Annotated in this window: 19 protein-coding genes and 4 tRNA genes; 22 read left to right on the top strand and 1 reads right to left on the bottom strand. The window is 68.2% G+C overall.

All coding sequences use genetic code 11. The annotated features are described in order from the left end of the window. The first annotated feature begins 63 nt into the window (after window positions 1–63). The 3 genes from htpX to ABZS58_RS02420 all read left to right on the top strand — a co-directional run bounded on the left by htpX (window position 64) and on the right by ABZS58_RS02420 (window position 2,435). Complete coding sequence (gene htpX / locus ABZS58_RS02430; RefSeq protein ID WP_354776696.1) at window positions 64–933, top strand: zinc metalloprotease HtpX; 870 nt, start codon at window positions 64–66, stop codon at window positions 931–933. Between the two features lie 87 nt (window positions 934–1,020). After that, on the top strand, window positions 1,021–2,226 hold the full coding sequence (locus ABZS58_RS02425) for an MFS transporter (protein ID WP_354776694.1): 1,206 nt from the start codon (window positions 1,021–1,023) through the stop codon (window positions 2,224–2,226). Between the two features lie 59 nt (window positions 2,227–2,285). Beyond that, a complete protein-coding gene (locus ABZS58_RS02420; protein ID WP_354776692.1) occupies window positions 2,286–2,435 on the top strand; it encodes a hypothetical protein in 150 nt (49 codons plus the stop codon). A gap of 4 nt (window positions 2,436–2,439) precedes the next feature. Here ABZS58_RS02420 and ABZS58_RS02415 read toward each other — a convergent pair whose 3' ends face one another. Continuing rightward, entirely contained in the window at window positions 2,440–2,934 is a 495-nt protein-coding gene (locus ABZS58_RS02415; RefSeq protein WP_203845059.1) for a YajQ family cyclic di-GMP-binding protein, read from the bottom strand. A 100-nt stretch (window positions 2,935–3,034) separates the two neighbouring features. Between ABZS58_RS02415 and ABZS58_RS02410 the strand changes: the two genes are divergently transcribed. From ABZS58_RS02410 to ABZS58_RS02320, 19 genes are all read left to right on the top strand, one after another. Further along, window positions 3,035–3,115 (top strand) — tRNA-Tyr (locus ABZS58_RS02410). 224 nt (window positions 3,116–3,339) lie between these two features. Beyond that, window positions 3,340–3,651 (top strand): hypothetical protein, encoded by a 312-nt coding sequence (locus tag ABZS58_RS02405; RefSeq protein WP_354776690.1) that lies wholly within the window; start codon window positions 3,340–3,342, stop codon window positions 3,649–3,651. 159 nt (window positions 3,652–3,810) lie between these two features. Then, window positions 3,811–4,023, top strand: a complete 213-nt coding sequence (locus ABZS58_RS02400) for a hypothetical protein (RefSeq protein ID WP_354776688.1) — start codon at window positions 3,811–3,813, stop codon at window positions 4,021–4,023. Window positions 4,024–4,074: 51 nt separating this feature from the next. Then, window positions 4,075–6,609 carry a bifunctional diguanylate cyclase/phosphodiesterase gene (locus tag ABZS58_RS02395; RefSeq protein ID WP_354776686.1) on the top strand — a complete coding sequence of 845 codons (2,535 nt, stop codon included), beginning with the start codon at window positions 4,075–4,077 and terminating at the stop codon, window positions 6,607–6,609. Window positions 6,610–7,762: 1,153 nt separating this feature from the next. Then, a tRNA-Thr gene (locus tag ABZS58_RS02390) sits at window positions 7,763–7,835 on the top strand. 34 nt (window positions 7,836–7,869) lie between these two features. Continuing rightward, window positions 7,870–7,942, top strand: a tRNA-Met gene (locus tag ABZS58_RS02385). 99 nt (window positions 7,943–8,041) lie between these two features. After that, window positions 8,042–8,209, top strand: a complete 168-nt coding sequence (gene rpmG / locus ABZS58_RS02380) for a 50S ribosomal protein L33 (RefSeq protein ID WP_033357682.1) — start codon at window positions 8,042–8,044, stop codon at window positions 8,207–8,209. A gap of 66 nt (window positions 8,210–8,275) precedes the next feature. Beyond that, window positions 8,276–8,722: a MaoC family dehydratase N-terminal domain-containing protein gene (locus ABZS58_RS02375; protein ID WP_354776684.1), complete on the top strand. Its 447-nt coding sequence runs from the start codon at window positions 8,276–8,278 to the stop codon at window positions 8,720–8,722. Window position 8,723: 1 nt separating this feature from the next. Then, window positions 8,724–9,122: a MaoC family dehydratase gene (locus ABZS58_RS02370; RefSeq protein WP_354776682.1), complete on the top strand. Its 399-nt coding sequence runs from the start codon at window positions 8,724–8,726 to the stop codon at window positions 9,120–9,122. A 123-nt stretch (window positions 9,123–9,245) separates the two neighbouring features. Beyond that, window positions 9,246–9,318: transfer RNA gene (locus ABZS58_RS02365), tRNA-Trp, on the top strand. Between the two features lie 175 nt (window positions 9,319–9,493). Further along, complete coding sequence (gene secE, locus ABZS58_RS02360; protein WP_354776680.1) at window positions 9,494–9,952, top strand: preprotein translocase subunit SecE; 459 nt, start codon at window positions 9,494–9,496, stop codon at window positions 9,950–9,952. Window positions 9,953–10,004: 52 nt separating this feature from the next. After that, window positions 10,005–10,718 carry a transcription termination/antitermination protein NusG gene (gene nusG / locus ABZS58_RS02355; RefSeq protein WP_354776678.1) on the top strand — a complete coding sequence of 238 codons (714 nt, stop codon included), beginning with the start codon at window positions 10,005–10,007 and terminating at the stop codon, window positions 10,716–10,718. Between the two features lie 147 nt (window positions 10,719–10,865). Next, window positions 10,866–11,297, top strand: coding sequence for a 50S ribosomal protein L11 (gene rplK / locus ABZS58_RS02350; protein ID WP_203845065.1), 432 nt, complete (start codon window positions 10,866–10,868; stop codon window positions 11,295–11,297). A 207-nt stretch (window positions 11,298–11,504) separates the two neighbouring features. Beyond that, window positions 11,505–12,230 (top strand): 50S ribosomal protein L1, encoded by a 726-nt coding sequence (gene rplA, locus ABZS58_RS02345; RefSeq protein ID WP_354776676.1) that lies wholly within the window; start codon window positions 11,505–11,507, stop codon window positions 12,228–12,230. A gap of 68 nt (window positions 12,231–12,298) precedes the next feature. Continuing rightward, a complete protein-coding gene (locus tag ABZS58_RS02340; RefSeq protein ID WP_354776674.1) occupies window positions 12,299–13,018 on the top strand; it encodes an ABC transporter ATP-binding protein in 720 nt (239 codons plus the stop codon). Next, the gene (locus ABZS58_RS02335) at window positions 13,015–13,701 is read left to right on the top strand and encodes a hypothetical protein (RefSeq protein WP_354776672.1); all 687 of its coding nucleotides are present in this window, start codon (window positions 13,015–13,017) and stop codon (window positions 13,699–13,701) included. Before ABZS58_RS02340 ends, ABZS58_RS02335 begins: the two co-directional genes overlap by 4 nt. A gap of 236 nt (window positions 13,702–13,937) precedes the next feature. Beyond that, window positions 13,938–14,504 carry a 50S ribosomal protein L10 gene (gene rplJ / locus ABZS58_RS02330; protein WP_354776670.1) on the top strand — a complete coding sequence of 189 codons (567 nt, stop codon included), beginning with the start codon at window positions 13,938–13,940 and terminating at the stop codon, window positions 14,502–14,504. Between the two features lie 39 nt (window positions 14,505–14,543). Continuing rightward, on the top strand, window positions 14,544–14,924 hold the full coding sequence (gene rplL / locus ABZS58_RS02325; protein WP_354776668.1) for a 50S ribosomal protein L7/L12: 381 nt from the start codon (window positions 14,544–14,546) through the stop codon (window positions 14,922–14,924). 525 nt (window positions 14,925–15,449) lie between these two features. Continuing rightward, window positions 15,450–18,875, top strand: coding sequence for a DNA-directed RNA polymerase subunit beta (locus tag ABZS58_RS02320; RefSeq protein ID WP_354776666.1), 3,426 nt, complete (start codon window positions 15,450–15,452; stop codon window positions 18,873–18,875). The last annotated feature ends 19 nt before the right edge of the window (window positions 18,876–18,894 follow it).

Below are 18,894 nucleotides of genomic sequence, written 5' to 3'. Positions count from 1 at the left end.
CGTTCAGCCAGCTCACAGCCGCCACTGGGAAGGGGTCCAGCGGGCCGCGGTGTTGTAGGAGGTATGCAGCACAGGCATCTCAACGGTCTCAAGACGGCGGCCCTGCTGGGGTTGCTGACCTCGCTGATCCTGCTCGTGGGCTACTGGCTCGGTGGCAGCACCGGGCTGGTCGTCGCCGTGTTCCTGTCGCTCGGCATGAACGCCTTCAGCTACTTCTACTCCGACAAGCTCGCCCTGCGGGCGATGAACGCGCAGCCGGTCACCGAGGCGCAGGCGCCCGAGCTGTATGCGATGGTCCGCGAACTCTCGGCGTCGGCCGGTCAGCCCATGCCCAGGCTGTACATCAGCCCGACCATGCAACCGAACGCCTTCGCCACGGGGCGCAACCCCAGACACGCCGCGGTGGCCGTCACGCAGGGCATTCTCGGCATCCTGACCCCGCGCGAGCTGCGCGGCGTGATCGGGCACGAGCTGTCACACGTGTACAACCGCGACATCCTCATCTCGAGCGTCGCCGGCGCGCTCGGGGGCATGATCACGATGCTGGCGCAGCTCGCGATCTTCCTGCCGCTCGGGGGCTCGTCGGACGACGACGGTCCGGGGATCGGTGGGCTGCTGCTGATGCTCATCCTCGGCCCGCTCGCCGCGACCGTGATCCAGCTCGCGATCAGCCGCAGCCGCGAATATCAGGCCGACGAGTCCGGTGCCAAGCTGACCGCCGACCCGCTCGCCCTGGCCAGCGCCCTGCGCAAGATTCATCGCGGCACGCAGGCGCTGCCGCTGCCGGCCGACGGGCAGCTCGCCAGCCAGGCCCACCTGATGATCGACAACCCGCTCCGGGCCGGCGGCATCGCGTCGCTGTTCTCGACGCACCCCCCGATGGAGCAGCGGGTCGCCAGGCTGGAGCAGATGGCGGGCGTGTCGCGCCGCTGACGCGAAATTCCGACCGGGTGACGGGAGCCTGCCGTTAGGATCGGCAGGCTCTTCACCCGTTACCCGGTTGCGAAATGAGGCAGTGCGTTGCGGCAGTACGCGGCGGTGTGGCGGCTCCCCGGCGCGCCTGTCCTGCTGGTCGTCGGGGTGCTCGCCCGGCTCGGCATCGGCATGGTCTCGCTGTCACTGCTGCTGCTCCTGCAACAGACGACCGGCCGGTACGCACAGGCCGCGGCCGCCTGCGCCGTGTATGCCCTCGCCGGCGCGGCGGCCAGCCCGATCGCCGGACGGCTCGCCGACCGGATCGGCCCGGGTCCGGTCCTGATCGTCACCGGCGTCGCGCACCCCCTGGCCCTCGTGGCGCTGATCATGGTCGCGCAGCGGCATTCTCCGTTGCCCGTCATCGTCGGCACGGCGGTGCTCGCCGGAGCGACGTTCCCGCCCTTGACCGCCGCGGTGCGGGGCACCTGGAACGCGCTGACCGCCGACCTGCCGCATGTGCGGGTCGTGGCCCTCGCCGCCGAGACGGCGCTGTTCGAGGTCGTCTTCGTGGCCGGGCCGATGCTGGTCGCGCTGTGCGTCGTGCTGTGGCAACCCGCGGTCGCGCTCGGCGCCGCCGCCGGCATCACCCTGCTCGGCACGCTGGTCGTCGCCCGCGGCCGGGCCATCCGGTCGTGGCGCCGGCACGCCGACCACGCCCACGCCAAGGGCCTCGGCCCGCTACGGGTGCCCGGCTTCGTGCCCCTGCTGGTGACCGCGTTCGGCCTCGGCTTCGCGTTCGGCGGGATGGGGGTCACCGTACCGGCGTACGCCACCGCGTACGTCGAGAACAACCCGGAAGGCGTCGGCGGGCTGCTGCTCGGCGTGTGGGGGATCGGCAGCGCACTGAGCGGCTTCTACTTCGGCACCCGGCCGCCGGGACGGCTCGGCTGGCTGCTCGCCGGGGTCTCCGCCAGCATCCTGGTCCTCGCCGCCATGCCCAGCGCGCCGGCGCTCGGCATCGCGCTCGTCGTCGGTGGCGCCACCATCGCGCCGGCCCTCACGGTGCAGAACTCGCTCGTCGGGCAGATCGTGCCGGGCTCGATGCTCAACGAGGCGTACACCTGGCTGGTGACCGTCTCGGTCGCCTCCAGCGCCGCCGGCGTCGCCGCGATGGGCCTGGTCGTCGACCGCCCCGGCGGTGTCGTCTGGGCGTTTCTGCTGGCCGGCACGGCCGTCGCGTTCGCCGCGCTGGTGGCGGGCAACCCGCGCGGTTCGATCGCGCGGGCCGCCACACAAGCATCACTCAGTTGAGCCAGGGCGGTCACTCACATGAGTGATGCCGGAAGCACGTCCGTGTATGGTCACGCCTCATGGCATTGCCGATCCACGCCGTGCTCGCAGACCCCGATCACCGGGAAGAGCCCGACACCGAGATCTGTGACACCGACAGTTTCGTGCTGATCCGCGCCGAGGAGACCCCGGAGCATCCCGAGCGCCGCCCACCGGCGCGCCGGGACTGAGCGGTCACCTGTAGTTCGTGAACTGCAGGGCGATGCCGAAGTCCTCGCCCTTGAGCAGGGTGATGACCGCCTGCAGGTCGTCCTTCTTCTTGCCGGTCACGCGCAGCTGATCGCCCTGGATCTGCGCCTGGATGCCCTTCGGCCCCTCGTCGCGGATCTTCTTGGAGATCTCCTTCGCCTTGTCCGACTCGATGCCCTGCACGATCTTGGCATCGATCTTGTACGTCTTGCCGGACGCGCGCGGCTCACCGGCGTCGAGGGACTTGAGCGAGATGTTGCGCTTGACCAGCTTCTCCTTGAAGACCTCGAGGGCCGCGACCACGCGCTCCTCGGTCTCCGCCTGGAGGCTGACCGTCTCCTCCCCGGCCCACTTGATCTCAGCGCCGGTGCCGCGGAAGTCGAACCGCTGCCCCAGCTCCTTGTCGGCCTGGTTGAGCGCGTTGTCGACCTCCTGCCGGTCGACCTTGCTGACGATGTCGAACGAGGGTGCCGAAGCCATGGCAGATGCTCCTGTGGTGCGGTCGGTTGGCGGTTACGGACGCGCCGAGGGTACCCGTTTGCGTTGCCCCCGGGGCGTACCGCTATTCTTGCTTCCGCCAGGCGGGTTGCCCGAGCGGCCAATGGGAGCGGACTGTAAATCCGTCGCGAAAGCTACAGAGGTTCGAATCCTCTACCCGCCACCGGCAGTGCAGAGAGGGCCGCTACCAGGGGAAACCCGGTGGCGGCCCTCTCTCGTCGGTCCGCCCGGTCTCACCCGTCGCGGCAGATGCGTGGCGAAGTCTCCGCCATGATCGGTCCGCCCGGCGGTTCGGCCTCCTCGACGTCGCCACATGTAGGCACGCTACGGGTTGAGGCCCGTCCATGAAGGCCCGAAATTGTCGTACACCCGTTCTAAGATGGACCCATGAACGAGCGGCAGTGGTGGAACGGGCGGTGGTCCCGGCTCGTGCGACGGGACGTCTTCGTGCGCAACGCGGCCGACGGCCGGTGGCAGGTGGAGCTCCGCCGCAGCGGGCCCGGGGGGCGGCAGCGGGTGCGGGCCTTCGATTCCGAGCACGACGCGGTCGTCTGGGTGGAGTCCGCGGTCATCGAAGCCGAGACGGGCTGGCGCGAGATCGGCGACGCGGCGGTCCCGTCCGTCAGGAAGCGGAAGATGGCGAAGTCTGACTCCCGGAGGCGCGGAAAAGTTGCGCCAGATCTTGATCAGGCAAGCTGATATGGCCGGACCGCCACTCCTGGAATCGGCCGAAAGGTCGATTCTTCCGGGCGGGCGCGTCATCCTGGCCGTCGCACTGTCGTTTGAGGTGTTGGCTGTGGCAGGATCGTGGGTATCCATACAGGGCCTGAGGTCACTGAGATCGCATAGGAGCTACACATGCGTGAGACGACGCTTGGTCGATGGATGGTCCGATTGGCGGTGACGGTCGGCATGGGCGCGCTCGCTTTAGGCGTGTCAGCGGCCGTAGCGCACGCAGACGTGGTCGCCGCCGGTGCAGCATCGGTTCGTTTGACCAGTTTTGCGCAGAATCTGCAGCCGAGCGTGGCCGGTCCGCAGTTGTTCGCCACTGAGGGCTTCGACTGGAGCTAGGCCCGGGCTTTCACGCCCGCCAGGCTCCTTGCCCGAACGATTGGGGAGCGGGTGCCAGCGCCAAAAGTTCCAGTCAGCCGCTCTGACGCGCACTCGTGGCTGATCACCGGCCCGCTCTTACTCTTCGGCGCGCTGCTGTCGCTGCCGATCCTGCTCTCCGAAAAGCCGCAACCGACTGACCATAAGTTCGGCTATGCGCTGGGCCTGCTGGCCTTGGCCGCCCTGGCGACACCCCTGGCACTGCGGTTCGACATCCGGCGCCAGGCGTTCACGACACGGATGGACGACATCCCGGTCGTCCTCGCGCTGTTCTACCTCTCGCCCTGGCTGGCCATCTTCGTGCGGGTCGGCGCCGGCCTGATCTGGAATGTCGCCGGCGTCCGGCTCGGACCGCACAAGCTGGCCTTCAACACGGCCAGCCATTTCGCGAGCATCGCCACCGCCAATCTCATCGTCTTCCAGTTCGGGCTCGGCGTGAACGAGTCGCCGGTCACCTGGCTGGTGCTCGCCGCTGCGGTCTTCGCCGGCAACGTGGTCGCCGTGACAGCGATCGCCGGCGTGATGGTGCTGCTGCAGGGCGTCAATCAGCTGTCGCACTTCCTGAAGTCGTCGCTGATCGGGTTCGCCGTCATCGGTGTCAACATCGTGCTCGGCCTGCTGATGTTGCTGACGCTGGAGGCCAGCCGGTGGGGCGGCCTGCTGCTGGTCGCCCTGGCCATCGTGCTCGGCGTCCTCTACCGGTCCTACTCCCAGTTCTTCCGCCAGCACCGCAGCCTGACCGAGATGTATGCGCTGACCCGGGACATCGCGGCGACCAACCACGACGGCACGCTGCCCGACGTGCTGCTGGGACGGGTGCGAGCCCTGGTCGCCGCCGACTCGGCCACGCTGTGGTTGCCCGAGCACGGCCGTCACCACGAGGTGCTGTTGTCCGCGCGGCTGGACTATCCGGGTCTGCTCGACAGCGCCACGACGCCCGACCTGTTCCGGCAGCTGGCGATGCGCTCCGGCAAGACCGTTGTCGCCGGGCCGAAGGCGGGCCCGCCGGAGCTCCAGTCCGCGCTGCAGGAGGCCCGCGTCAAGGACGTCATCGTGGTGCCGCTGCGCTCGAGCGGCATCGCGATCGGCACACTGGAGGTCGCCGGGCGGCTCGGCGAGAACGTCGCCTTCGGCAAGGACGAGGTCCAGCTGCTCGAAACGCTGTCGGTGCAGGTCAGTGCCGCGGTGGAGAACAGCCGCCTGGTCGACCGGCTCCAGTTCGACGCCAACCACGACGCGCTCACCGGCCTCGCCAACCGGCGGCGGATGCTCGGGGCGCTCGGCGAGGCGATGACCGGCCGCGGCCCGCGCGAGGTCGTCGCGGTGCTGCTGTTCGACGTGGTCGCGCTCCGGGAGGTCAACGACTCGCTCGGCCACGACGCCGGCGACGAGGTGCTCGTCCAGGTCGCCCGCCGGCTGCGAGACCTGGCGCCGCAGGGCGCGCTGGTGGCCCGGGTCGGCGGCGACGAGTTCGCCGTCGAGCTGCGCACCGCGAGCGCCGACGCCGCCGTCACGGTCGCCGATACCCTGCGCGCCGGCCTGCGCGACCGCATGGTCATCGACACGCTCACCGTCGACGTCGACACCAACGTCGGCGTCTCGATCTACCCCGACCACGGTTCGGAGCCCGAGGCGCTGCTCCAGCGGGCCATCGTGGCCACCTACGTGGCGAAGTCGCGGGGGATCGTCCAGCTGTTCAACGCAGGCCTGCAGTCACGGTCCGTGCGGCGCGTGGGGCTCGCCGGCGATCTCGAGGCCTCGCTCAACACCGGCGAGCTTGAGGTCTACTTCCAGCCCAAGGTCGCCCTCAAGGACCGCCGGCTCGTCGGCGTCGAGTGCCTGGCCCGCTGGGAGCACCCGGTGCACGGCCTGGTCGCCACGCCCGACTTCGTCTCCGTCGCCGAGCACACGGGCCAACTCTCCCGGCTCAACGGCGTCGTCCTCCGCGAAGGCATCCGCCGGGCCCGCGAATGGTCCGACGCCGGCCGTTCGCTCACCGTCGCGGTCAATATCTCGGTCCGCACCCTCAACGACGCAGACTTCCCACTCCAGGTGTCGGAGCTGCTGGAGGAGCACGGCGTCCCCGCCGACCGGATCATCCTGGAGCTGTCGGAGGAGGAGCTGCTCGCCAGCGGCCGCGGCATCCCCGCCCTGAAGCGCCTCCGCGACCTCGGCATCCGGCTCTCCGTCGACGACTTCGGCGCCGGCCGCTCCTCGTTCGCCGACCTCAGCCGACTGCCCGTCCAAGAGGTCAAGATCGACCGTACCTTCGTCCAGGGCATGGCCACCGCCCCCAGCGACCTGGCGATCGTGCGCACCGTCGTCGACATGGCCCGCCACTTCGGGTTAGCCGTGGTCGCCGAGGGCGTTGAGAGCGAACTCACACTCGGCCTGCTCGAAGACATGCACTGCGACATGGGCCAGGGCTTCCTGTTCAGCCGCGCGCTGCCCTACGAACGCTTCGAGTCCTGGCTCCAGATCCAGGCCGACGCCGACCCCACCGTCGCCCCCGCCGGCGAGGTCCGCTGGCTGCGCGCCGTGCCGTAAGGCCGCCCCGGCACGCCACAACGCCCTCCAAACCCTCCTACAACAAGATCAAACAAGAACGGCTTGACACAGGACACTCCCGCCAGCCGCCGGTCAGGCCGTGGACGGCCTTCCCTCTCCCGCCGCCTGCAGTTGCCCGCCCGCGGTGCCGCCCGGGAGCTTCCGCGCCTACCGTGGCGTGCCGAAGCGCCGGTGCGCCCTACCGCGGTGCCGCCCGCAGCGACTCCGCGATCCACTGCGGTGCCTTCCGTGGTGCGTCCACTCCCCACTGTGGCGCCGCCCGCAGCGTCTCCGTGCCCTGCCCGGCAACGGGGTGGGTGCATGGCCGCGTCGTGATCAACAGTCACATCTGGCCGCGATGGCAGCCGGACCTGTCCTTCGATCAAGGCGGTGCCGGCCAAGTTCGGCGCCTCGACCTCGCCGACCCGACACTGCGCGACTGGACGTGCGTCGTCCTGTATGCCGATGTCACCGACGGCATCGGGCTCGACTGCTCGGCTTCCACCCTGGCGGCGGCGGGGCGTGGCACCATCCGGTCCAGCAATCGACTCTCACCTCTTTCCCGTGATCCGGAAGAGATCTTGTCGCCAGGGCGACCACAGGTCTTCACAGATCATGAGCAGCGGCGAACGGCGCCGGGTCGCGCGACAGTGGGCTCATCAGCCTCGCCCGAACACGGCTTGGACGGTGACCACATGCCGTCCAGGGCGTGCGGGTTGTGTGCACGGGGGGGCTTCGTCCGATCCGGCCCCGCAGGGTCAATCTGACGCCTCTGAGGCGCCCGTCGGCCTACACACGTAGGCCGGCAATGGGTCAAATGCGGCGGATCTGAAGGCCCTGAGGGGGCTCTCTGGGCCGCCGCAGGCCCAGCTTCTACTCCGGCAGTTCTGAAGCCCTCGCGGGCCCCAGAAGGCGCCCCATGAACAGCGCCGTGTGATCAACGGCCGGATCTGGTCGTGATGGCAACCGGATCCGGCATCCGATCAAGACGGCGGTGGGGGAAGGCGCCGGGCCGGCCGGCGCCAGTGACCCGGTGGGACACGCCGGAAGAAGGCCGCAAGCTGCGACAACACCACTTCGGGGAAGTCGATTTCGCACCGCGGCGGGGGCCGTGTACGCTTAGCGAGCGCATGTGCCAGATGGCACGGGTTGCGCCCCCTTAGCTCAGTCGGCAGAGCGTCTCCATGGTAAGGAGAAGGTCTACGGTTCGATTCCGTAAGGGGGCTCGAGAGACCGGGCTTGAGTCATCGAGTCCGCCGCGGCGGTGTAGCTCAGATGGTAGAGCAAGCGGCTCATAATCGCTGTGTCGCCGGTTCAAGTCCGGCCACCGCTACAGACGCACCACAGAGGTCGCCGATTCGGCGACTGCCAGTGTGAGCCGCTATGCTCGTTCGCTGGACCTGAACCCCGCTCTGAAGGAAGGCACTTCGCCATGGCCAAGGCGACCGACGTTCGTCCGAAGATCACGCTGGCGTGCACGGAGTGCAAAGAGCGGAACTACATCACGAAGAAGAATCGCCGCAACGACCCGGACCGCATCGAGCTGAAGAAGTTCTGCCCCCGGGACGGCAAGCACACCGTGCACCGCGAGACGCGATAATCAGCTGACGACGAAGCCCCGGCCCACGGCCGGGGCTTTTTCGTGCCAGCGGTAAAGTTGCACAGCATGCCGTTGGATCAGTCGTTCATGGGCCGGGTGTATCCGCCGACCCCGCCGTATGAGGTCGCCCGGGAGAAGATCCGGGAGTTCGCCGACGCGGTCAGCGCCAGCGACCCGGTGCACCGGGATCTCGCCGAGGCGCGCGCCAAGGGCTACAAGGACGTGATCGCACCGCCCACGTTCGCGATCATCCTGAGTCAGAACGCCGGGCAGCAGTTGGTCGAGGACCAGTCGTTCGGGCTGGACTACAGCCGGGTGGTGCACGGTGGGCAGACGTTCCGGTATGAGCGGCCGATCGTCGCCGGCGACCACCTGGTGACGGTGATGGCGGTGGAGGAGATCAGCAGCCGCGCCGGGCACGGGTTCCTGACGACGCGGCACGAGGTGTCGACCGTCGAAGGTGAGCTCGTCGTGACGATCTGGACCCGCCTCGTGGTCCGTGGGGAGGGCTGAGATGGAAGCCGGCACCGTTTTCCCGCCGCAGACGTTCCAGGTGACCCGCGCCGATCTGGTGCGCTATGCGGGCGCCTCCGGGGACTTCAACCCGATCCACTGGAGCGACCGCGTGGCGACGTCGGTCGGTCTGCCGGGTGTCATCGCGCACGGCATGCTGACGATGGCCCTGGCGGGTCAGGCGGTGGCGTGCTGGGTGGGTGGCACCGCGGCGATCGTCGAATACTCCACCAGGTTCGCCAATCCGGTGGTGGTCCCGGACGACGACAAAGGCACCGAGATCGTGGTGAGCGGCGTCGTGAAGCGGGTAGGCGAGGACGGTGTCACGCAGATCGACATCACCGCCACGTGTAACGGCGACAAGATTCTCGGCGCCGCGAAAGCCCTGGTCAGAGCATAGGAGGCGACCCGGTGGAGGGGGGTGGTTGGGATATCCCACCCGAACCCGTACACTGGTCGCCCGTGGGGTGAGCAACCTCTCGGCACTCCTCGAAGAGGGGTCCGGGAGGCGCGATCACCACGAAGGGGTGTGGCGCAATTGGCAGCGCAGCGGTCTCCAAAACCGCAGGTTGCAGGTTCAAGTCCTGTCGCCCCTGCGCCGAAGGCCTGACCTGGGTCTGGGGTGCCCGATCCGCCGATCGGGTCGCAACCTCCAGCGGTCACGGGTTGGTCCCGCCGAGTGCTGCCGGCTCATCGCCGGTGGCCTGGTTGGGCGGATCCGCGGGCCACTCATCGGACCGAGCACTCGCGAGATCACGGAAGAGGGCGAAAGTGGCCGAACGCAGGCGACGCGGGACCGACCCCGCCGACGATCGCCGTGACGAGGAGCTCAGCGCCGAGGACGCGGCCATCGAGGAAGAGTTCGCCGACGAGCTCGATGAGCTCGACGACGACCTCGAGACGGACGCCGATGACGAGGACGCCGACGGCAAGCCGGTCCTGACGAAGTCCAAGGACGTGAAGTCGAAGTCCAAGGACGTCAAAGAGTCGGACAACAAGAAGACCAAGGTCAAAGAGGGTGGCTCGAACAACATCTTCGTGCGGCTCATCAACTTCGTCCGCGAGGTTGTCGCCGAACTGCGTAAGGTGATCTGGCCGACCCGCAAGGAGCTGACCACTTACACGGTCGTCGTCGTCGTGTTCGTGATCGTGATGCTGACGATCGTGGGCGGACTCGACTACGTGTTCGCCAAGGGCGTCCTCTGGACCTTCGGAAACAAAACGGAGTAGTCACGGCGGGCCGGCCGCAGACGCGAAGATTTGACAGACGGAAGTGAGCAGCGTGCAGGAATTCGACGAGACCGCCGGGACCGACGACGAGCAGCGCGAGGAAACGTCGACGGTGATGACGGCCGCCACGCCGAGCACGGCCCCCGAGCCGGCGGCGACGGCGACCGACGCCGAGGACCCCGTCGCCGAGCTGCGTGCCGCACTGCGCTTCGCGCCCGGTGACTGGTATGTGGTGCACTCCTACGCCGGTTACGAGAACAAGGTCAAGACGAATCTCGAGACCCGCATCACGAGTCTCGACATGGAAGAGTTCATCTACCAGGTCGAGGTCCCGACTCGTGAAGAGGTCGAGATCAAGAACGGCAAGCGCACGCAGGTGCAGAACAAGGTCTTCCCCGGCTACATCCTCGTCCGGATGGAGCTGACGGCGGAGTCCTACTCGTGCGTTCGCAACACGCCGGGCGTGACCGGCTTCGTCGGAGCGACCGACCGGGCGGACCGCCCGGCGCCGCTGTCGCTCGACGAGGTGCTCAAGTGGCTCGCGCCGGTCGTGCAGCAGGAAGGCAAGAAGGCCGGCAAGCCCGAGGTCAAGGTCCTCGACTTCGAGGTCGGCGACTCGGTCACGGTCACCGACGGTGCCTTCGCTTCGCTCCAGGCGACGATCAGCGAGATCAACGCCGACCAGCAGAAGCTCAAGGTGCTCGTCTCGATCTTCGGTCGCGAGACCCCGGTGGAGCTCAACTTCAACCAGGTCACGAAGATCTAAATCGTCTGCGGTACGCTTGAGCGTCCGGCCAGGTGCCGGGCGCTCAGTCGTGTGTAAAGACAGGCGCTGCGGCCACCAAGCGAGAGCAGGGCCGCGGAAGAAGCCGATCAGCACGAATCATTCCAGCCCAGGAAGACGAAAGCAGCCATGCCTCCGAAGAAGAAGCTCGTCAAGACCTTCACGCTTCAGTTGCCGGGCGGCCAGGCCACTCCGGCGCCGCCGGTCGGCCCCGCGCTCGGTCAGCACGGTGTGAACATCATGGAGTTCGTCAAGGCGTACAACGCCCAGACGGAGTCCCAGCGCGGCGACATCATCCCCGCGCAGATCAGCGTCTACGAGGACCGGACGTTCACGTTCATCCTCAAGACCCCGCCCGCCGCCCGCCTGCTGCTCAAGGCCGCCGGCGTGCCGAAGGGTTCCGGCGTGCCGCAGAAGGACAAGGTGGGCTCGATCACCAAGGCCCAGCTGCGCGAGGTCGCCGAGAAGAAGATGTCGGACCTCAACGCCAACGACATCGAGCAGGCCGAGAAGATCATCGCCGGCACCGCCCGCTCCATGGGCATCGTCGTCAAGGACTGACGAAGTCAGCCCTGGCCGGAGCCGAAAGGCCGGAGCCGAAGCGCCGAAGCCGAAAGGCCGGACCTGAGAAGGCCAAAGCTGAAAAGCCGGAGCTGAGAAGCCGAAGCTGAGAAGGCCGACGCCGGCGAGACGCAAAAGCCGAACCCGATCACCGTGGGAGGGCGCTCAACAGAAGCGCCCGCACGATCACCACAGGAGTAAAGCGACATGTCGCAGCACGGCAAGAACTACCGCAAGGTCTCGGACCTTGTCGACCGCAACGCGCTGTACAGCCCCGTCGCCGCCGTGAAGCTGGCGAAGCAGACCACGACGGTCAAGTTCGACCCCACCGTCGAGGTGGCCATGCGGCTGGGCGTCGACCCCCGCAAGGCCGACCAGATGGTCCGTGGCACGGTCAACCTGCCGCACGGCACCGGTAAGACCGCCCGCGTCATCGTCTTCGCGCAGGGTCCGAAGGCCGCCGAGGCCGAGGCCGCCGGCGCCGACGCGGTGGGCACCGACGAGCTCGTCGCCCGGATCCAGGAAGGCTGGCTGGACTTCGACGCGGCGATCGCCACCCCCGACCAGATGGCCAAGATCGGCCGGATCGCGCGGATCCTGGGCCCGCGCGGCCTGATGCCGAACCCGAAGACGGGCACGGTCACGATGGACGTCACCAAGGCGGTCAACGAGATCAAGGGCGGCAAGATCACCTACCGGGTGGACAAGCACTCCAACCTGCACCTGATCATCGGCAAGGCGAGCTTCTCCGAGCAGCAGCTGGTGGAGAACTACGCGGCGGTCCTCGACGAGGTCAACCGGGCCAAGCCGAGCGCGGCCAAGGGCAAGTACCTGAAGAAGATCTTCATCACCACCACCATGGGCCCCGGCATCCCGGTCGACCCGAACCGTACGCGCAACCTCCTCGAGGACGACGCGAACGCGGCCGAGTAAAGCCGAGTAAAGCGGGACGAACGAAGGCGGGCACCCGGCGGGTGCCCGCCTTCGTCTATGTTCGGGGCGTGCACCTGCAGGACGTCTGGTTCCGGTACGCCCGCAAGGCGGCCTGGACCCTCAGCAACGTCGATCTGGCGCTCGGACCTGGTGAGACCGCCGTCGTGCTCGGCCCCAACGGCTCCGGCAAGTCGACCCTCCTCCAGCTCGCCGCCGGCGTCCTGAGGCCCGGCAGGGGCACCGTGACGGGCCGCCCGGCCGTCGTGGGCTGGGTCCCGGAGCGGTTCCCCGCCGATCAGCCGTTCACCGCCCGGGCGTACCTGACCCATATGGCCGCCGTCCGGAACGCCCCGGCACAGAAGATCGACGAGTGGGCCGACCGCCTCGATTTCGCGGGGTTCCTGGATGTACGCCTGAGCCGCCTCTCCAAGGGCTCCGCCCAGAAGGTCGGTCTCGTGCAGGCGCTGCTGCACCCACCGGGCCTGCTCGTCCTCGACGAACCGTGGGAGGGCCTGGACGCCCGGACCCGCGAGCAGGTCCCCGCGATCGTCGCCGACGTCGTCGGCCGCGGCGGTTCCGTCCTCATCAGCGACCACCTCGGTGAGGTCTCCCGCCTCCCGGACGCCCGCCGCTGGCACGTCCGCGACGGCCGGGTCGCCGAGGGGGAGCGGCCGAGGACGAGCCGCAGGATCATCGAGCTGGCGGTCGCCGCCGCGCACGCGGAGCGGGCCCTGGCGAAGCTGCGCGCCGACGGGTTCGACGTCCTCGGCGTACGGGAGGAGCGGTGACCGGACTCGTCCGCATGCGGCTCGCGGGGTTCCTGCAGACGGGCCGGGCCGCGGCACCGTTGCTGGCCGCGCTGGTCGTGCTGTCCGTCCTGTACGGCGGAGGCCAGGCCCAGGCGGGCGAGGCCTACGGCGTGTCCGCCGCCGTCCTGTTCGCCGTCCTCGCGTGGCAGACCAAGATCCTGCTGGACGTGGAGCCCGACGTGCAGCGCCGGCTCGGCCGGGTCGCCGTCGGCGCGGCCCGGGAGACCGCCGCCGGCCTCGTCGCGGCCCTCCTCGCCGGCCTGCCCGTGATCCTGGTCGCCATGGTCCTGCCGTGGCTCGTCGGCGGCGTGACCACACCCGGCCCGCAGGACCCTCCCATCGCCGAGGGCGTCGCCCTGGGCGTCTGGGCGCACCTGCTGCTGCTCCTGCCCGCGGTCGGCCTCGGCGCTCTCGCCGGCCGCGCGGTGTCCGGTCAGGCGGCCCGCGGCCTGGCGATCCTCGTCGGCGGCGTGGTCATGGCGATCGTGCTGGGCCTGAAGCGCTCGCCAGCGCCGTGGCTGGCCCCGCCGCTGATGACGGCGGCCCGGGACACGGTCGGCGGCACGGATCTGACCCATGTGGCCGTCACCACCGTCTGGGGCCTCGCCTGGGCCGCGGTCGCCGTCGCCGCCTACGTCCGGCTGCGCCGCGACCGGCCGTGATTTGGCCATATCAAACCTGTCAAGTACAGTTCCATCCGAAACCCGAAGACCGCTGGTCATATCCGCGTGAGCGGATGTCGAAGGTCCTGCGTCAACGCAGGCGACCCGCGCAGGGCCGGACAAGCGCTGCCGACTGATGTCGCTCCGCCCCGTGCGCCCCTGCGCCGGGGCGTTTTTCGTTGCCGCGGGCAGGCCCGAGAGCGTGGCCAGCACCCGTAGCAAGAGAGAGGAGGGACATGGCGGACAAGCCGGTTCGAGATGACAAGGCCACTGCGGTCGCGGAGCTCACCGAGAACTTCCGGGGCTCGACGGCCACCGTGCTGACCGAGTACCGCGGCCTGACCGTGGCGCAGCTCAAGACCCTGCGTCGCAACCTGGGCCGCGAGACCACGTACGCCGTCGCGAAGAACACGCTCGCGAAGCGTGCCGCGACCGACGCGGGCATCAGCGGACTCGACGATTTGTTCTCCGGTCCTACCGCGCTCGCTTTCGTCTCCGGCGACCCTGTCGAGGCGGCGAAGAGCCTCCGCGAGTTCGCGAAGGCCCACCCGCTGCTCGTCATCAAGGGCGGCGTTTTCGAGGGCAAGGCCATCAGCGCGGACGAGGTCCGTCGCCTGGCCGACCTGGAGTCCCGTGAGGTGCTGCTGGCCAAGCTGGCCGGCGCGATGAAGGGCACCATGTCCAAGGCCGCCGCGCTGTTCCAGGCGCCGCTGTCGAAGGCTGCCCGCACCGTCCAGGCCCTGGCCGACAAGCGCGAACAGGAATCGGGCAGCGCCCAGGAATCCGGCAGCGCGGCCGAATAGGCCCGTGCTCCACATCACTTTTTCGAAAGGAACGCCAACATGGCGAAGCTGAGCACCACGGAACTCCTGGACGCGTTCAAGGAGATGACCCTGATCGAGCTCTCCGAGTTCGTCAAGGAGTTCGAGACCACCTTCGACGTCACCGCTGCCGTCGCCGTCGCGGCCGGCCCCGCCGGCCCCGCCGCCGTGGTGGAGGAGAAGGAGGAGCAGTCGGAGTTCGACCTCGTCCTCGAGGGTGACGGTGGCAAGAAGATCCAGGTCATCAAGGTCGTGCGTGAGCTGACCGGCCTGGGCCTCAAGGAGGCGAAGGACCTCGTCGAGGCCGCGCCGAAGGCCGTCCTCGAGAAGGTCAACAAGGAGACCGCCGAGAAGGGCAAGGCCAAGCTCGAGGCCGAGGGCGCCAAGGTCGTCCTCAAGTAGTTCTGCTTCGAAGCGAAGGGCGGTCGCCAGATCCCGGCGGCCGCCCTTCGCCATGTGGTGGATGTAAGGACCCAAGATCTAGGGGTGGGCACCACAACACCTTGTGATCGGAGTGCGAGATATCCGTCACGGTGGCCCGACGCGCGTGGGAACCCTTGACGCGATGACCAGGTGGCAGGCACGCTAATCAGGCACTGCCTTTCCGCGGACGCGGCGGCCGGTGGCCCGACTGATGTGCCCCGATCCTTCTTGGGTCCGGTTCAGCGCACATCGACCGGTGAGCCCCAGGCCTCGACCGACGCGAGCGGCTCGGCCGGTGGAACAACGATCTTCAAAAAGATCGTTGAAACATCGTGCACGGGGCCGCTCGACAGCGGTTAGCCTTTCGGCTACACTGCTAGTTTGCGCTGTCTTCTGACTTCACCTCTGGCGTGGAGTGCCTCTTCGTGGGCACTTTGCATCGGGGGTTGTCAGGCTGCACGCGAAACGGCCTGTCTGCACCACCGGTCCTCGGAAGGACGCATCTTGGCAGCTTCCCGCCCTGCGAAGACCAGTTCGAGCGCATACGCTCCCCGCCGGGTCTCCTTCGGCAGGATCACCGAACACCTTGAGGTTCCCAACCTCCTTGCCATCCAAACCGACTCGTTCGACTGGTTGGTTGGCAACGAGAAGTGGCAGAGCCGCTCGGCCGGTGATCCGCACGCCCGTTCCGGGCTCGCGGAGATCCTCGATGAAATCAGTCCCATTGAGGACTTCTCCGGCACGATGTCCCTGTCGTTCTCCGCGCCCCGCTTCGACGAGGTCAAGGCTCCCATGGAGGAGTGCAAGGAGAAGGACCTCACCTACTGCGCGCCGCTGTTCGTGACGGCGGAGTTCACCAACCACACCACTGGCGAGATCAAGAGCCAGACGGTGTTCATGGGTGACTTCCCGATGATGACGCCCAAGGGCACCTTCATCATCAACGGCACCGAGCGCGTCGTGGTGAGCCAGCTCGTCCGGTCGCCGGGCGTGTATTTCGACAAGCAGCCGGACAAGACCTCCGACCGCGACCTCACCAGCGTCAAGGTCATCCCGAGCCGGGGTGCCTGGCTGGAGTTCGACATCGACAAGCGCGACACCGTCGGTGTCCGAATCGACCGCAAGCGCCGGCAGGCGGTCTCCGTCCTGCTCAAGGCCATCGGTTGGTCCGCCGAGCGCATCCGTGAGAAGTTCGGCTGGTCCGAGCTCATGATGACGACGCTCGAGAAGGACCACATCGCCGGCCAGGACGAGGCGCTGCTCGACATCTACCGCAAGCTCCGCCCTGGCGAGCCGCCGACGCGGGAGAATGCGCAGACCCTGCTCGACAACCTCTTCTTCAACCCGAAGCGATACGACGTCGCCAAGGTCGGTCGATACAAGTTCAACAAGAAGCTCGAGTTGGACCTCCCGATCAACCAGGGTGTGCTGACCGAAGAGGACGTCGTCGCCACGGTCGAGTATCTCTGCCGCCTGCACACGGGCGAAGAGGGCTACGAGGCCGACGACATCGACCACTTCGGCAACCGGCGCCTGCGCACGGTCGGCGAGCTCATCCAGAACCAGGTCCGTGTCGGCCTGTCCCGGATGGAGCGCGTCGTCCGCGAGCGGATGACCACCCAGGACGTCGAGGCGATCACGCCGCAGACCCTGATCAACATCCGTCCCGTCGTGGCGGCGATCAAGGAGTTCTTCGGCACGTCGCAGCTGTCCCAGTTCATGGACCAGACCAACCCTCTCGCCGGTCTTACCCACCGGCGCCGGCTGAGTGCGCTCGGCCCGGGTGGTCTGTCGCGTGAGCGGGCCGGCTTCGAGGTCCGCGACGTTCACCCGTCGCACTACGGCCGCATGTGCCCGATCGAGACCCCTGAGGGTCCCAACATCGGTCTCATCGGCGCGCTGTCGACGTTCGCGCGGGTCAACCCGTTCGGCTTCGTCGAGACGCCCTACCGCAAGGTCGTCGACGGCCGGGTCACCGACCAGATCGACTACCTGACCGCCGACGAAGAGGACCGCTACGTCAAGGCGCAGGCCAACGCTCCGCTCAAGAGCGACGGCAACTTCGCCGAGGACCGCATCCTCGTCCGACGCAAGGGCGGTGAGGTCGACAACGTCCCCGCGGACCAGGTCGACTACATGGACGTGTCGCCGCGGCAGATGACCTCGGTCGCCACCGCGATGATCCCGTTCCTCGAGCACGACGACGCCAACCGTGCACTCATGGGCGCCAACATGCAGCGCCAGGCGGTGCCGCTGGTCAAGGCCGAGGCTCCGCTCGTCGGCACCGGCATGGAATACCGTGCCGCCGTCGACGCCGGTGATGTGGTCGTGGCCGAGGTCGCCGGCGTGGTCGAGGACATGTGTGCCGACTACGTGACGGTCCACCAGGACGACGGCCACCGCCGGACCTACCTGCTGCACAAGTTCCGCCGCTCCAACTCCGGCTCCTGCGTCAACCAGAAGCCGGTGATCTTCGAGGGCGACCGGGTCGAGGCGGGGCAGGTCATCGCCGACGGTCCGTGCACCGACGAGGGCGAGATGGCACTCGGGCGCAACCTGCTCGTGGCCTTCATGCCCTGGGAGGGTCACAACTACGAAGACGCGATCATCCTGTCCCAGAAGCTGGTGCAGAACGACGTCCTCACCTCGATCCACATCGAGGAGCACGAGGTCGACGCCCGCGACACCAAGCTGGGGCCGGAGGAGATCACCCGCGACATCCCGAATGTCAGCGAGGAGATGCTCGCCGACCTCGACGAGCGGGGGATCATCCGGATCGGCGCCGAGGTCGTGACCGGCGACATCCTGGTCGGCAAGGTCACCCCCAAGGGTGAGACCGAGCTGACCCCGGAGGAGCGTCTGCTCCGCGCGATCTTCGGTGAGAAGGCCCGCGAGGTGCGTGACACCAGCCTCAAGGTGCCGCACGGCGAGACCGGCACGGTCATCGGCGTGCGCACGTTCAGCCGGGAGGACGGCGACGAGCTGTCGCCCGGCGTCAACGAGCTGGTGCGCGTCTACGTGGCCCAGAAGCGGAAGATCCAGGACGGCGACAAGCTCGCCGGCCGCCACGGCAACAAGGGCGTCATCTCCAAGATCCTTCCGGTCGAGGACATGCCGTTCCTCGAGGACGGCACCCCGGTCGACATCGTGCTCAACCCGCTCGGCGTGCCGAGCCGGATGAACATCGGCCAGGTCCTGGAGACACACCTCGGGTGGGTCGCCAAGACGGGCTGGAAGATCGACGGTGACGACACCGAGTGGAAGCGGGCGCTGAAGGCCATCAACGCGGGGGAGTCCGAGCCGGACACCAACGTGGCGACCCCGGTCTTCGACGGCGCCAAGGAGGAAGAGATCGCCGGCCTGATGAGCAGCACGCTGCCCAACCGGGACGGCAACCAGCTCATCGGTGCCAGTGGCAAGGCGCGGCTGTTCGACGGCCGCTCCGGCGAGCCGCTGCCGGACCCGATCGCGGTCGGTTACATCTACATCCTCAAGCTCAACCACCTGGTCGACGACAAGATCCACGCCCGCTCCACCGGCCCGTACTCGATGATCACGCAGCAGCCGCTGGGTGGTAAGGCGCAGTTCGGTGGTCAGCGCTTCGGTGAGATGGAGTGCTGGGCGATGCAGGCCTACGGCGCGGCATACGCGCTGCAGGAGCTGCTGACGATCAAGTCCGACGACGTCCTCGGGCGCGTCAAGGTCTACGAGGCGATCGTCAAGGGCGAGAACATCCCGGAGCCGGGCATCCCGGAGTCCTTCAAGGTGCTCCTCAAGGAGCTGCAGTCGCTGTGCCTGAACGTCGAGGTGCTGTCCAGCGACGGTGTGGCTCTTGAGATGCGCGAGACGGACGACGAGGTGTTCCGCGCCGCCGAGGAACTCGGCATCGACCTCTCCCGGCGTGAGCCGAGCAGCGTCGAGGAAGTTTGATTCGTGGCACGGGCGCCGG

Origin of the sequence: Dactylosporangium sp. NPDC005555, from assembly GCF_040605635.1 — a bacterium.
GTDB lineage: Bacteria > Actinomycetota > Actinomycetes > Mycobacteriales > Micromonosporaceae > Dactylosporangium.
This window is presented reverse-complemented; position numbering and strand designations above follow the sequence as displayed.

Bases quoted from the DNA above. Each gene is read 5' to 3' on its own strand.
- htpX (WP_354776696.1), top strand. From the start codon at position 64: ATGCAGCACAGGCATCTCAACGGTCTCAAGACGGCGGCCCTGCTGGGG.
- ABZS58_RS02420 (WP_354776692.1), top strand. From the start codon at position 2,286: ATGGCATTGCCGATCCACGCCGTGCTCGCAGACCCCGATCACCGGGAA.
- ABZS58_RS02415 (WP_203845059.1), bottom strand. From the start codon at position 2,934: ATGGCTTCGGCACCCTCGTTCGACATCGTCAGCAAGGTCGACCGGCAG.
- ABZS58_RS02405 (WP_354776690.1), top strand. From the start codon at position 3,340: ATGAACGAGCGGCAGTGGTGGAACGGGCGGTGGTCCCGGCTCGTGCGA.
- ABZS58_RS02400 (WP_354776688.1), top strand. From the start codon at position 3,811: ATGCGTGAGACGACGCTTGGTCGATGGATGGTCCGATTGGCGGTGACG.
- rpmG (WP_033357682.1), top strand. From the start codon at position 8,042: ATGGCCAAGGCGACCGACGTTCGTCCGAAGATCACGCTGGCGTGCACG.
- ABZS58_RS02375 (WP_354776684.1), top strand. From the start codon at position 8,276: ATGCCGTTGGATCAGTCGTTCATGGGCCGGGTGTATCCGCCGACCCCG.
- ABZS58_RS02370 (WP_354776682.1), top strand. From the start codon at position 8,724: ATGGAAGCCGGCACCGTTTTCCCGCCGCAGACGTTCCAGGTGACCCGC.
- rplK (WP_203845065.1), top strand. From the start codon at position 10,866: ATGCCTCCGAAGAAGAAGCTCGTCAAGACCTTCACGCTTCAGTTGCCG.
- rplA (WP_354776676.1), top strand. From the start codon at position 11,505: ATGTCGCAGCACGGCAAGAACTACCGCAAGGTCTCGGACCTTGTCGAC.
- rplJ (WP_354776670.1), top strand. From the start codon at position 13,938: ATGGCGGACAAGCCGGTTCGAGATGACAAGGCCACTGCGGTCGCGGAG.
- rplL (WP_354776668.1), top strand. From the start codon at position 14,544: ATGGCGAAGCTGAGCACCACGGAACTCCTGGACGCGTTCAAGGAGATG.